Origin of the sequence: Streptomyces sp. NBC_01334, from assembly GCF_035983595.1 — a bacterium.
In the GTDB taxonomy this organism is placed as follows: domain Bacteria; phylum Actinomycetota; class Actinomycetes; order Streptomycetales; family Streptomycetaceae; genus Streptomyces; species Streptomyces coriariae.
Window position 1 is genome coordinate 1,340,118 of record NZ_CP130718.1, and the last position, 13,871, is coordinate 1,353,988.

The window sequence follows — 13,871 nt, forward strand, 5'->3', positions numbered from 1 at the left end:
GCTGACGTCGGCTCGACCGCACAGCCGGGATCGCGGGGATTCAGTCGCCGGGCGCGGCTGTGTCCGCTTGCCCGGCCCGCTGGAGGGGCTCCCTCGAGCTCCGCCCGGCATGTGAACGAAGGGCTGTCATCCCAGCACGCCGTGCTGAAGGGCGTAGGCCACCGCATGCGTGCGATTACGCAGGTCCAACCGTGTGAGCAGACCAGAGATGATGTTTCTGATGGTGCGCTCGGAAAAGTTCAGTTGCTGTGCTACCTCAGCGGTGCTGAGCCCATCCGCCAGAAGGCGTACGACCTTGACTTCCCGTGCCTTGAGGCCCGCTGAGGTGCGGGGTGTCTGTGTCGGCCCGATGAGCCCAGGGCTCTGAGCCACACCAGGGGCCCGTTGGGTCGAGCTGCCGGCGGCGAAGACCGCCTGGACGACGTGCTCACGCACCGCGCTGTCACGGTGGACGAGGCAGGTCACGCCCCAGCGTCGGGCGCGCTGAAGGTGGTGAGGGGAAACGGTGTTGGCGATGAGGACCATTCGCATGCCTGGATTCTTCATACCTTCGGCAGCCTGCTCCAGGCGCCGCCATGTGCCTGAGTTGACATCACCGTCGATCACCACGCAGATGTCGGAGTCCTGGCGCGCTGTGGGAGGAAGGACTCTCAGCACAGGGCTGTTCCTCAAATAGGAGGCGATTCCCTCGCCTGTTAACGGGTCGCGGGCGAGGATCGAGACGCGAAGGGGTTCCATGGTTTCAACTCCACTCGCTCATGTGGTACGCCGTCCGGCGTCTCCCAGCGGCCCCGCTGGGAGATGCAACGCTCGGAGGCAGGTAACGCATGGAAGGTTGTCCGTCTGCTGAACTTTCCTTCACTGCGGCGCGTCGTGATCCTGACGCCAGCTTTCAACGCCTGTCAAATTCATGCAGTGTTGGGGAGCCTCCTGCGCCCTTCCCCGACCGCACCGTCGAGCAGGACGCCTGCTCAACCGACGGCTAACCTCCGCGTGAGTGGTGTATCGACGGCCCGGCGGTGAGTTCGGTGGGCAGGGCGGTCTCGGTCCACTCGTCGTTCTGCTAGGCCGGCACGGTCCCGACCAGGTGGATCAGGGCACCACGGTCGGAGAAGACACCGAGCACGTCGGTGCGGCGGCGGATCTCCCGGTTCAAGCGTCAACCTGCTCTCCCGCGCGTACAGCCTGTGCCGCAACCGCGCGCTCAACTGCGCCGGTGTCGGACTGCTCAGACACAGCCCGCCGACGCGTGGCCACCCGTGACCCCGTGGATGGGCCGCCTTCGGAACCTGGCTCGGCATCGCGCGGGCGCGGTGAGTTCAACACCGTTGCCACGACGCCCCGGGCAGGGCCGCGCCGATCACGTCCGCCCGGCCGACGTGCGTATCGGAGACGACCAACCGGACGCCGGACACGCCGCGGGCGATCAGAGAGCGCAGGAAGACGCTTCCGCGAGTCGCTGGCAGGTTCCTGACATACCTGGGGCACCCAGATACTCACGGCCCTCGGCGCTCGCCACTGCGTGCGCCCTCGGACGCATTCACCGCCTCATAAGAGCACTGCATCCACCAATCGAGACCGCCGTCTGGTCGATCATGCCGCGCCACTCATATACCTGGCGCAGGTAGGGCGAGTGTCACACACCTGTACCACCCTGACGCCTTGGCAACTGATGGCATGATGTGGAAAGTTGAGTACCACCAGCACAAAGCACCGGCTGCGGAGGGCGGGAGACATCACACTCCCGTCCCACAGGGTTGCGTGAGCGTGGGCGAGGCGCTCTGACAGCCGGGCTTGCCGAGCCGGTGTAATCCACGCCCCTCGCAGAGATCCCCCAAGGTCTTCCTCCTACGCCGCCGCTGGTGCAGTGGTCCCAAGGTGGCGCACACACAGTTGAGAGCCGTCCCCACGTGAGCTGGGCGAAAAACGGCCTTCGGTGCGCTAACTTGGGAGAACGTTGGTTCTCGCTGAAGGGTTCCGGCCATGGGACATGGAACAGATCTTGGCATGCTCCGCACCTTCCTGTGCGTGTACCGCTGTGGAGGCGTCGCCAGAGCTGCGGGCCTTCTCGGGCTGTCCCAGCCTGCCGTCTCCCGCCATCTGAAGACGCTGGAAGGCATCATGAGCCGTACGCTCTTCCAGCGCCTGGGGCGGGGGGTCGCCCCGACGCAAGCAGGGCATCTCCTCGCGATACAGATCGCCGAGCATCTGGACGCCCTGGAGGACGCCGTCACTGCTCTCATGCCTGCTGCCGACACCTCCTCTCCCGTGCTGCTGGGTGCGCCGAGCGATCTGTTGTCCGTTTACGTCCTGCCCAGGCTGACCCCTTTGCTGTCTCAGGGAGTCGATGTGCACTGCCGCATCGGCCTGTGCCCCGAATTGGCACAGGAGCTCCTGCAGGACGAACTGGACCTGGTGGTGGTGACCAAGATCGAGCAGGCTCCCACGCGACAGCTCCACCTCAGGCACATCTGTGACGAGGAGTTCATACTGGTCGGCCGCACCGGGGAGAAACCGTATTCGCCCAAGAACGACGGGCGCCGCTTCATCGGTTACTCACCGGCCATGCCGATGGCTCGACGCTACTTCCGTACCTGCTGGGGGATCGAACCGCCCTCCCCAGCACTGACCGTCGCCGATCTGCGGACCGTCGTCGCCGCTGTCGCAGCGGGAGCCGGGTTGAGTGTCGTCCCCCGCTACCTGGCCCAGGGATCTCTGGACGCAGGCTGTCTCAGCGTGCTGCACACACCGGACATCACCGTGAGCAACTCGATCTACTTGGCAGCCCGTCGAGGACGGCAACATCTGCCTCAGATCCGGACAGCTTTTGAGCTGTTGTGTCCGGCTGACTGAACCGCGGGATCACGCCGCGGCCTCGCGGCCGTGTGCTGGTGCACGATTCTCCTTGAGGTGTCATCTTCCTCAGCCGATATCACCCAACTTCCCCCAGACGCATGCAGCGTCGATCACGCGTCATGTCCAGGCCCGCTCACCACGAGGCCGAGTCACCAAGGCACCGATGGCCGATACGAGAATTACCGTTCTCCTCACCGGGTGCGGACATGGCGCTCCCCCGCCGGCCGGGCACACCACCAGATCGACGCATACACGCCGAGTCTGCGCGAGCCCGTTGACAGAGCCCCGGTGCGCCAGGACACTCCTCTGCATCAATTGTGAGCCGTTTTTCACTAGGCGCACACTTCATACAGCCGCGACGTTCTGCTGAGGCACCACTCGGCCGCATCGCGCGCCGAACCGCCGACACCCCGGCTCGGCAGCATCCTTCGTCTCGCTCATCACGACGTCGTGAAAGAAAGTGAGTCCCCCCGTGACACCTGTCGCGTCCCCACCGACCCGCTCGTTCAAGGCCGTCGCTCCGGTCATCGCCCTGTGTTGGCTCGCCGTCTTCTTCGACGGCATGGACGTCAACATCTACGGCGCGGTCATACCGCATCTGCTCGACGACCCCAGCCTCGGCTTCTCCCCGGGGAAGGCGGGCACCGTCGGCAGCTGGACCACCTTCGGCATGCTGATCGGCGCGTTGGCGACCGGTACGCTCACCGACTGGCTGGGGCGCAAGCCGCTGGTCACAGCCAGTGTTCTGCTCTTCTCCCTGGGTTCCGCGCTGTGTGCCGCCGCTCCCGACGTCACCGTGTTCGCGGCAGGGCGCTTCGTGTCGGGTCTGGGACTCGGCGGGCTCATGCCGATCGGCCTGGCGCTCGTCGCCGAGTTCGCCCCTCCCCGGCGCGCCGCGCTGGCAACAGGCCTGATGATGACTTCGTACCACGCGGGCGGTATGGCCGCGACGGGCATCAGCCTCGCTGTCGCCCCCGACCACGGATGGCGCTGGGTCTTCTGGGCGGGGGTCCTTCCGGCCGTCGTCGCCGTCCCGCTGGTCATGAAGTGGTTGCCCGAATCACCCGGCGTTCTCTTCGCCAAGGGCCGCATCGAGCAGGCATACGCCGTCGCCGACCGCTTCGGGCTGGATCGCCCGGGCTCGTCCGCAGCGCCCTCGGCCGGCGCCAAGGGACGCATGACCGCGATCAGGGGCCTCTTCGCGCCCGGGGTCCGTGGGGCGACGCCGCTGCTGTGGATCGCGTCCTTCGCAGGACTGCTGCTGGTCTACGGTGTCTCCACCTGGCTGCCCGAGTTGATGCGTGCTTCCGGCTACTCACTCTCGTCATCCCTCACCTTCCTCATCGTGATCAACGCGGGAGGCATCCTCGGCATGCTGGTCGCCGGCCGCACCGCAGACCGCTTCGGTCCCGTCAAGGTGTCGGCGATCTGGTTCCTCCTCACCGCCTCGGGCGCCTTCCTGCTCCGTGCCCAACTGCCGCTGGGCGTCGCGTACGTCGTCGTATTCCTCACCGGGGTGTGGCTCTTCAGCGCCCAGGTGATGGTCTACGCGACCACGGCTCGGGTGTACGAGCCCGGCGAGCGCGCAACCGGCCTCGGGTGGGTCACCGGCGTGGGCCGCACCGGCGCCGTGGTCGGCCCCTGGCTCGGTGGCATGGTGATTGCGGACGGCAACGCCTCTCTCGGCTTCACCACGTTCGCCGTGGCCGCCGTCCTGGCCGCGGCCGCGATCTCCCTGGTGCCGGTGGTACGCCGAGCCCGGGCCGACGCGGCACCCGGTCCGACGGCGGCGCTGGCCGGCGCAGCCGACTGAGGCAGGCAGGTCCCTGGCCCGCCCGCCGCCCACGCGGCGGGCGGGCCAGGGACCGCTAGAGTCCAGCCCATCGATTCCGTCCTCGTCGCCGGACCGCATGGAGGTCCCATGACCAGCCTCGCAGCCTCGCCGCCCGCCCCGACGGCACCGTCGGTGACCGTCACCCCGCTGATACGCGGAATCGGCGTTCTCCGGCGACTGACCGAGGCCGGCGGCACGATGAGCTTGCGCGACCTCTCCGACGCCACCGCACTCCCTCGATCGACGGTGGACCGGATCGCGTCGACGCTGGCCCACATGGGGTACGTACGGCTGGACGGACGGGACGTGGGGCTCCTGCCAGGCGTGATGGACCTGGGCAACGCCTATCTCTCCGCCATCCGCCTACCCGCTCTCCTCGGCCCGCACGTGCGCGCCCTCGCCGACGATCTGGACGAGTCCGTGTCCCTGGTCGTGCCGGACGGCACGGGACTGCGGATGATCCATCAGGTCAAGCACCGGCGGGCCATGACCCTCTGCTTCGGGATCGGCGACGTGCTGCCGGTGGACCGCGCCGCCCCCGGACCTCTCATCGCTGCCGAATGGTCTGAGCGAACCTGGGCCGAGTGGTCGGCTCAGTCCGTCGCGTCGACGGGCCACGAGGCTTCCGCCGCACCGCCCGGAAGCGCGCCGAGCGCCCCATTCTCACGCGCCTTGTGTGCCGAGGCGGCTCAGCGCGGCTGGGCAGAGGACGATCAGCGGATCGAATCGGGGTTGGTCGCACTCGGCGCCGCCGTGCGGGACCCACACGGGCGCCAGGTGTGTGCTGTCAGCGTGGTCAGTCACACCAGTCGGCACCACATGGCGTCACTGCGCGAGGCAGCCCTGCTCAAACTCCTGCGGACAGTAGGGGAGATGGAGGAGACTCTGCGCCGCGCCTCCGCCCCACCGGCGGACGAGCTGTTCGGAAAGGCTGACTGGACTGGCACGTCGAAGCAGGTCATGGGGCGGGAGTTCGTCGAGTCGCTGGCCCGCGGACTCACCGTCATCACAGCTTTCGGAGCTGGTCACGACACGCTGACCGTCGCCGCCGCTGCTCGGGCCACCGGGCTGGTGCGAGCTACCGCCAGGCGGGCCCTGCTCACCCTGGAGCACCTGGGGTACGTCGCCGCCGAAGGCCGTGTCTTCCGGCTCACTCCGCGCGTCCTTGAACTCGGGTTCCCCCCGCTGTCCCGCATCGCACTCGCCGAACTCGCGCAGCCCTACATCGAAGACCTGGGCACCCGGGTGCGCGAATCCACCTCGATAGCGGTGCTGGAGGGGACTGACATCCGGTATACGGGGCGCGCCCCTGTGTACCGAGTCATGAGCGTCAACATCACCATCGGTACCCGCTTCCCCGCCTACGCCACGTCGATGGGGCGCGTCCTCCTGGCCGGACTGCCGCCCGAAGAACGCTCAGCCGTACTGGACGACTGTGAGCCGCTCCAACCGCTGACCGCCAGGACGATCACCGTCCGCGAACAACTGGAACAGCAGCTGAACCTGGTGGCCGGGCAAGGCTATGCGCTCGTCGACGGCGAACTGGAGGTCGGGCTCCGGTCGATCGCCGTACCGGTCCGAGACCGTTCCGGACACGTCGTGGCAGCTGTCAACGTCGCGATGCACAGTGGTCGCCGCAGCGAGGAAGAATGCCTCAAAGAGGTGCTCCCGCATCTGCGCGCGGCTGCGTCCCGTATCGAGACGGACTTCGCGACCGCGGCACGCTTCGTGACGATACCGGTGCTCTGAGAACCGGCACGATTCGCAGCCGTGCCGGTCTTCGCGGGGGCCGCCGGTGCGGGATCCCGCGTGAGCCATGACGACCGGTCCTCGGTGGGCCGGGCAGCACCGTCGTCCTCAAGCTCAGCGAGAAGACCCTGCCTTCGGGGCTCGTGGGCGCGAGGTGTCGCAGCACGCCGATCCTCCCCCACGGCGTCCTCGACCTCGTTGCCCACGACCGCGAATGCCGCCGACGCTGCCCACCGACAGCTCCTGGCAGCCCGCTCCGGACGGGCACGGGCCCGTCCGGAGCGGGGCGGTCAGTCAGGCCGCGGCAGGGCGGGCGGCTGCAATGGGGCCATCGGTCCGAAACCAGGGCCGGCCGGCTCCTCGCCGGGGACGGTCAGCCGATCGTCCAGCGCTGCAGCGCCGAGCCAGATTCCGTCTGTTGGATCACCTGGGCTCCGTCGGTCGCCGAGGCGGCGGTGAGCAGGAGGCCACTGCGGGCGGAGGCGATGGTGTACTCGTCGTCCGCACCGAGCGGAGTGACCTTCCAGCGCTGGCCGGTGCCGCCGTCGCACGCACGCTGCACGACGGTGGAACCGGCCGACGTGGAGCCGTCGGCCACCTCAGCACACTTCCCGGACGTCTTGTTGGTCAGGATGTAGGTGCCGTCGGACTGCCGGGTGAACGTCCATGTCTGATTGCCACCGCGGTTCGGCCCCCAGACGACCAGTCCCGTGCCGTCGGACGTCGAGCCGCCGGGGTTGTCCAGTGCCTTGCCTCCGGTCTCGACGCTGTGCGCGCCCTCCACGACCGTCACGGTCCCGGGCCAGGGAACACCCGGGGCGGCGTAATAGCCGATGCCGGCCGCGGTCCAGCGCGGTCCCTGCTGGGCCAGGCGCTGCCTGAAGCTCTTCCAGTCACGGGCGGACTGGGGCGTCCATCCGACCTCGGCGATGGCGGGGAGGCGGGGGAAGCTCATGAAGTCGGAGTAGACGTAGGGTTCGGGCCAGTGAGTGTTCGGGGTCGGCAGCTCGTTGCTGCCCTCGTAGGCGCGGTCGGCCCACAGCGCGGCCTCGACGCCGGCGATCTGTCCGGCCGGCACGATGGAACCGGTACCGTCCAGCTTCGCGGTGCTTGTCGCCGGGTCCCACTCGTACGACTTCTGAACCGGCACGTATCCGGACCAGCTCAGCCCATAGGGCGTGGACACGTCGTACTTCATGTCCAGGTAGGCATGGTCGGACGGTGACATGACGAACTTGGCGCCCTGGGCGACTCCGTTGCGGACGAAGGCGATGCTCTCCGTCTCGTCCGCGGTGCCGATGCTTTCCCGGTCGTCCTCCTCACCCCAGAACTGCATGAGGCTGCCGGAGGGGACGGTGGCCTGGCCGAGCTGGTGCCAGCCCATCACGGTCTTGTGCCGTGCGGTGGTCGCCGACGTGGCCGCCTTGGCGTACGCGGCGTACTGCTCCGGAGTGGCCTGTGGAGTCTCGTCGCCGCCGAGGTGGATGTACGGGCCGGGGGTCAACTTGGCCACCGCCTCGATCACGGTGGTCAGAAAGCGGGTCATGTCGGCCGTGTGCTGCTTGTCCTTCATGCAGTAGAGGCTGATCCCGACGTCGAATCCGGAGTAGGGCGGCTTCGCTCTGTCGTCACAGTTGAGTGCGGGCACCGACGCCAGTGCGGCCCGGGTGTGGCCGGGGCCGTCGACCTCCGGCACCACGGTCACGAAGCGGGACTTCGCGTAGGCGACGATTTCCTTGTATTCCTTCGCCGTGTAGTACCAGTCGGTGCCGCCGGTAAATCCGCTCTGCGTACTGGCGCCCACCTTGGTCAGGTTCGGTATCGCGTCGATGGCAATGCGCCAGCCCTGGTCGTCAGTCAGGTGCAGGTGAAGCGTGTTGATCTTGTACGCGGCGGCCTGGTCGATAGAGCGCTTGATCTGGGAAACGGGGTAGAAGCGGCGGGCGACGTCCAGCATCACACCGCGGTACGGGTACCGGGGCGAGTCGGAGATCAGTACGGGCGAGACGGTCCACTGGCGGGACTGTCCGGTAGGGGACTCCACCGCGGCCGGGAGCAGCTGACGCAGCGTCTGCACTCCGCGGAACAGGCCTTCGGCTCCGTGTGCCCTCACCACGACACCGTTCCTGCCGGACGACAGGGTGTATCCCTCTGCTCCCAGCGACTTGGGACCGTGGGGATCCAGTACGACGGCGTTCTTCTGCGCCCACGTGTCCCGGACGACCGGGAGGGTGTAGCCCGTGGCCGGGGAGAGCAGCCGGGAGAGGTAGGTACCGACGCCGAGCACCGCCGGCTTCTTCGAGAGCACAGCGATGGGAGTGTGGGGGGTGAGGGTGAATCCCTTGCCCGCCACCGCCTGCTGGGAGACGGGCCGCGGCACGAGGGCGTAGGGGGCGGGCGCGGGGGGAGCGGCGGCCGCCTGGGAAACTGGGGCCGGCAGCAGCGGGAGAGTGAGGACGACTGAGGCGAGTGCGGCGAGGCGTCGGCCTCGCCGGTGCAACCAGCGCATAGTTGACTCCTTCGGGCGGGAAGGGCTCGGGCTGTGGTCACGAGGTGAGCGGCCGGGACGGCGCGATGCGCGCCGGCGAAGCGGCAGAGGGAGGCGCAGTCGTTTCACGTCGAGCAGGGGCGGTGCGGTTTCGTATCGGACGTATCGGGCTGACGCACACCCACCGCCGGCTCTCTGTCGCGTAGCGAGCCGCTCGCACTCTCTGTAGAGGCGTGTACGACAAGGAGCGATACAGGACATACATCTTGCTTGCAACTGCTTGAACTTCGCTCTTTGTGAGCAACTTCAACCAAAAGGTGTCAGGGGGTGGGGTGACCGTCAAGACCTACTCGGCCGTAGCTTCACCTCTCTCGGTAGACCACTTCCCGGCGACCGCACGAGACAGCGGAGAACGTCCCTCATGCGACGCTCGGGCGTACGTCGGGGCCAGGCGCGACAAAGATCCGCTGTATCGCCCCTGCCGCGCCCGACAACGCGAGGCAGGAAGCAGGCGCGGTCAGGTCATGGGCCGGGCGGCGGGAGCCCCCGAGGGGCGCAAGATGCGATGCCCCGTCAGTACGCCGACCAGAGCCTCCAGGGCATCGCTTCGGCCACCGCAGCGGCACGGGTCGCCCTGCGGGCCGGACGCGACATGGCCGACTCTCATTCCCGGTTCATCGACACGAACAGGAAGTTGCGGCGGCCCCTGCCGGCTCCCGCACACGTATCGGCAGGGCGGCCGTGCGCTCGCAGTGGTGGATGGGACTCGCACCAACCCGGTCCGGTCGAGCGGACCGCCCGGCCGAGCCCTCGACGACGCCGGGCGCAACGATGCCCGCGGCAGCGGGGCGACAGTGTTCGGCGAGCGTGGCGACGCAGGCACAAACGCTGTCCAGCACGGCGTCAGCTCGCCACTCGGGACGGGTGAACCAGCGTTCCGTGCCCCGCGAGACCCCTTCGGGGCCGATGACCCTCTCATGTATGTGCCGCCCACCTACAGAACGATCACGGACCGTGCGTCGGCGTCGCGCGGTCACTCCTCCCGGACGGGTCGCCTCTGTGGGGCAGCACCCGTGAGGGCATGGCGGTGTCCGGTCATCCGTCCTGCTTGCTGTGGGAACGCCGGTGGGAAGCGACGGGCCCGCCCCCTGCGCGCCGGGAGGTTCGGCAGGGGGCGGGCGGCCAGGGTGGTTACTTGACGGATCCGGCAGTGAGACCGGAGACGACTTTCCGCTCGATGAGTGCGAAGAGGACAACGACGGGGACGATGGCGATGACCGAGCCGGCGAACAAGTAGTTCCACTGCACGGTGTAGTTGCCGATAAAGCTGTTGATGCCGACCGTCAGCGGCTGGCTCTCCGGGATCGTGGAGAGCGTGAGGCCCATGACGAACTCGTTCCACGCGGCGATGAAGGTGAAGATCATCGCCGTGACGACCCCGGGCATCGCGAGCGGAAGGGTGATGCGCAGCAGCGCTCCTCCCCTCCCCAGCCCGTCGATCATGGCCGCCTCTTCGAGCGCTTCCGGGATGGAGGCGAAGTAGGCGGTGAGGATCCAGATCGCGAAGGCCAGGTTGAAGGCCGCGTTGCACAAGATCAGGGTCCAGACGGAGTTGAGCATGTCGAGCTGGTAGAACTCTCGGTAGAGGCCGACCAGCAGGGACGTGGGCTGGAACATCTGGGTGATGAGCACCAGCAGGAGGAACAGCTTGCGGCCTCGGAACTTCATGCGCGCGGTGTAGTAGGCGGCCGGAACGGCAACCAGCAGAACTAGCACAGTCGATCCGGCGGCGACGAGCAGTGTGACACGGAGGTTGTCTCCGAGGTTCGACTCGTGCCACACGTCGACGAAGTTCGCCCACTCGAACTCGCCCGGGACATAGGTGGCGTCGCGCAGTTCGTGTACCGGCCGAAGCGCGGTGATCACCATCTCCGCGTACGGGAACAGGAACACGGCCGCGAGCAGCCAGGCTACGGCAGCGACCAGCAGGGTGTGCGGACGCAGCGTGCGATGGGCCCGTGGGGTGCCGTGTCGTGCGCCGCCGGCAACGGACCCGGCCGGAGCGGGTCGGGCGGTCTCCTCGGTGTTGAGGGTGCGCTGTGTCATCAGCTCTCCTCCTGGTTCCAGCGGCTGGCCTTGAGGAAGACGACGACCATGAGTACGACGAGGGCGAAGTTCACCACGGACATCGCCGCGGACTCGCCGATGTCGGAGTTCTTGAGCTGGTACATGAACACCGTGGTGGTGGCGGTGTCACTGTCCGGGCCACCTCGGGTCATGCTCCAGATGATGGGGAACGAGTTGAAGACGTTGATCAGGTTGATGACGACACCGACGAGGAAGGCCGGCCTCAGCAGGGGGAGGGTGATGCGCAGATACGTCTGCCAGGTGTTGGTGCCGTCGACCTTGGCTGCCTCGTAGACCTCCCCCGGAATGGTCTGCAGTCCCGCGAGCAGCGTGTAGGTGGTGAAGGGCAGGGAGACGAAGACCGCAACGAACATCATCCAGGGCCAGGCCGTCGAGGGGTCACCCAGCCAGTCCTTGGGCCCGTCGATGAGTCCCAGGTCGGTCATCAGCGTGTTCAGGACGCCGGCGGTCTGGTTGAGCATCCATTTGAAGCCGATGGCGGTCATCACCACCGAGGCGGCCCACGGTGCGATGAGCGCCCAGCGGGTGATGCGGCGGCCGGGAAACTTCTGGTTGAAGAGCTGGGCCAGCGCCAAGGAGATCACCATGGTGGCGGTGACCACGACCACGGTCCACACCACGGTCGAGAGGACGACCGCCGACAGCGACGGCTCCTCGAACAACTGCTTGTACTTGTCGAACCCTGCCGAACCCCGAACGAATCCGCTGCTGCTGATCTTCAGGAACGAGGTACGGACCATCTCGTAGACCGGCCAGAGCACGACCAGGGCGATGAGCGCGACGGCCGGCCCGATCCAGGGCAGCGGGCCCAGTCGGGCCAGGCCGCCCCGGCCCTTGCGACCGGAGCCTACGGTGGATGAAGTGGTGGACACGAGAGGTGCCTTCCGTGACAGTGCGGTTCGTGGGGCCTACTGATCGGAGACCGTGTCCTCGGCCTTCTTCTGAAGCTCGCCCAGCACCTTGGCGGGGTCGGTCACGGCCGTGCCCCCGCTCTTCTTGATCTCGGCAGAGACGGCGTCCCAGGCCGTGTCGCCCAGCGGGTAGAAGACCGCGTTCGGCAGCAGCCGGAAGAAGGGCTCGAGGTCCTTGTGCTTGCCGTTGCCGGTCATCTCCTGGAGCGTGTCCGTGGTGACCGGCATCAGGTTGTACATCTCGTCGAACTTCAGCGTGTTCTCCTTGGAGTACGCGAAGTCGAGGAACGTGCGTACCTCATCCTTGTGTCCGTTGTCCCTGAAGGCCATCATCCAGTCGGCGACGCCCAGCGTTGACCGCAGCGCACCTGTCTTTCCCGGGATGGGCGCGACACCGTAGTCGACCTTGCCGTCCTTGGACATCTGGATGAGAGAAGGGTGACCGTTGAGCATCGCGGTCTTGCCGGCGGCGAAGTCCGCGAACGCCGTCTTGCGGTCCGTCGTCGCGGGGTTGGCATACGTCAGGCCGGGCTCGACCAGGTTCGACTTCAGCCAGCTGAACGCCTCAATGTTGGCCTTGCTGTTCAGCGTGTACTTGCCTTCGCTGTCCGTGTAGCCACCGCTGTTGCCGAGCTCCCAGATCAGCGACTCACCCTGGGCCTCCTCGGGGCCCAGCGGCAGCGCGTAGGGGGTCACTCCCGGGACCTTCGCCTTGATCTTCTCGGCGGCGGCCTCGAGGTCGTCCCAGCTCTTCGGCACCTCGGTGATGCCGGCCTCGGCGAAGACCGACTTGTTGTAGAAGAAGGCCCGCGCCGAGGAGACGAACGGTATGCCGTACTGCGTGCCGTCGACCTCGCCTGCCTTGGCGAAACTGCCGATCAGATTGGCCTGGGTCGTCACGGACAGCACCTCGTCCGCTCTGTAGAGCAGGTTGTCGGCGACCTTGTCGGCGTAGCCGCCCGTCTGGAGGATGTCCGGAACGTTGCCGCTCTGGATCATCGTCTTGACCTGGGAGTCAATGTCGTTCCAGTTGATCACCTGAACGTCGACCTTGATCTTCGGGTTGGCGGCGGTGAAGCGCTGGGCGACGTCCTTCCAGTAGGCCGTCGAGCTGTTCGATGCCTTGTCGCCGTAGTCGGCAGCCACCAGCTTCAGTGTCACGCCGTCGTCGCTCGACGCATCGGCGCCACCGCAGGCCGTGAGGGTGAGCGCACCGATGGTGCAGGCACAGATCGCCACGAACAGCTGCTTGTTCATCGTCAGTACCGCCTTGTCTACTGGCCGGTCGAAACGACACGGCCCAGTGAGGTCTGGGAACTGCAGCAGACCCGGAGCGTGCACGCAGCTGAAAGATACAACCGGCTTTCGCTCATAAACGAGCATCTGCTGTGGCCAAAGTAAACACGAGGAAGGCGGCACAGAACCAGGCCCGTTACGCAAAAGATGCTTGGCGGCGCCCGATGCCCCTGACACTGCACGTGAGTTCACGACGGGCCACGACCGGCAGGTCATCCCGAAGACCGATGGGGACTCAAGGAAGACTCCCGCTGCCGCCGGCCTCATCCATCCCCCGGCGCCGGAGTGGTCACAAGATCCATGCCGGCCGCGATCCTCGACCTGGCCGGATCACACGATCAGCCGAAGGTCGCCCGCGCGAAGAAGACATCAACGTGCGAGGGTGCATCCGCGTTCGCTCGCGGAGTTCCGCCGTCGCATGCAGGAAAGAGCCAGCCGCCGGCGGCTGCGACGGGGAGAGCTACAGGCCACGTTCCGCGCGGGATGCCAGGCACCCGGCAGCGGACGGCGCGGCGGGGCAGTCCCGAGCCGCGAGGACGACATCGAGGGACCACGACAGCCCGCCTCTCGCCTCCTGGGCTCGGTTCAG

8 protein-coding genes and 1 pseudogene are annotated in these 13,871 nt (G+C 67.3%); 3 read left to right on the plus strand and 6 right to left on the minus strand.

All coding sequences use genetic code 11. The features are described from left to right. Positions 1 to 126: 126 nt before the first annotated feature. Positions 127 to 738 (minus strand): helix-turn-helix transcriptional regulator, encoded by a 612-nt coding sequence (locus OG736_RS06170; RefSeq protein WP_327181518.1) that lies wholly within the window; start codon positions 736 to 738, stop codon positions 127 to 129. Positions 739 to 1,063: 325 nt separating this feature from the next. Continuing rightward, positions 1,064 to 1,409, minus strand: a pseudogene (locus OG736_RS47235) (transposase); the annotation flags it as partial. A gap of 598 nt (positions 1,410 to 2,007) precedes the next feature. On the opposite strand from OG736_RS47235, the gene OG736_RS06185 reads away from it, so the two are divergent. From OG736_RS06185 to OG736_RS06195, 3 genes are all read left to right on the plus strand, one after another. Beyond that, positions 2,008 to 2,853: a LysR family transcriptional regulator gene (locus OG736_RS06185; protein ID WP_327181519.1), complete on the plus strand. Its 846-nt coding sequence runs from the start codon at positions 2,008 to 2,010 to the stop codon at positions 2,851 to 2,853. Between the two features lie 475 nt (positions 2,854 to 3,328). Then, positions 3,329 to 4,669 (plus strand): MFS transporter, encoded by a 1,341-nt coding sequence (locus OG736_RS06190; protein WP_327181520.1) that lies wholly within the window; start codon positions 3,329 to 3,331, stop codon positions 4,667 to 4,669. Positions 4,670 to 4,777: 108 nt separating this feature from the next. Next, positions 4,778 to 6,439, plus strand: coding sequence for an IclR family transcriptional regulator domain-containing protein (locus OG736_RS06195; protein WP_327181521.1), 1,662 nt, complete (start codon positions 4,778 to 4,780; stop codon positions 6,437 to 6,439). Between the two features lie 373 nt (positions 6,440 to 6,812). Here OG736_RS06195 and OG736_RS06200 read toward each other — a convergent pair whose 3' ends face one another. The 4 genes from OG736_RS06200 to OG736_RS06215 form a co-directional block, all read right to left on the minus strand. After that, the gene (locus OG736_RS06200; protein WP_327181522.1) at positions 6,813 to 8,948 is read right to left on the minus strand and encodes a family 20 glycosylhydrolase; all 2,136 of its coding nucleotides are present in this window, start codon (positions 8,946 to 8,948) and stop codon (positions 6,813 to 6,815) included. A 1,170-nt stretch (positions 8,949 to 10,118) separates the two neighbouring features. Further along, entirely contained in the window at positions 10,119 to 11,033 is a 915-nt protein-coding gene (locus tag OG736_RS06205) for a carbohydrate ABC transporter permease (RefSeq protein WP_327181523.1), read from the minus strand. Beyond that, positions 11,033 to 11,947 carry a carbohydrate ABC transporter permease gene (locus OG736_RS06210; protein WP_327181524.1) on the minus strand — a complete coding sequence of 305 codons (915 nt, stop codon included), beginning with the start codon at positions 11,945 to 11,947 and terminating at the stop codon, positions 11,033 to 11,035. The genes OG736_RS06205 and OG736_RS06210 overlap by 1 nt, the downstream gene beginning before the upstream one ends. Before the next feature lie 36 nt (positions 11,948 to 11,983). Continuing rightward, positions 11,984 to 13,243: an extracellular solute-binding protein gene (locus tag OG736_RS06215; RefSeq protein WP_327181525.1), complete on the minus strand. Its 1,260-nt coding sequence runs from the start codon at positions 13,241 to 13,243 to the stop codon at positions 11,984 to 11,986. Positions 13,244 to 13,871: the final 628 nt, after the last annotated feature.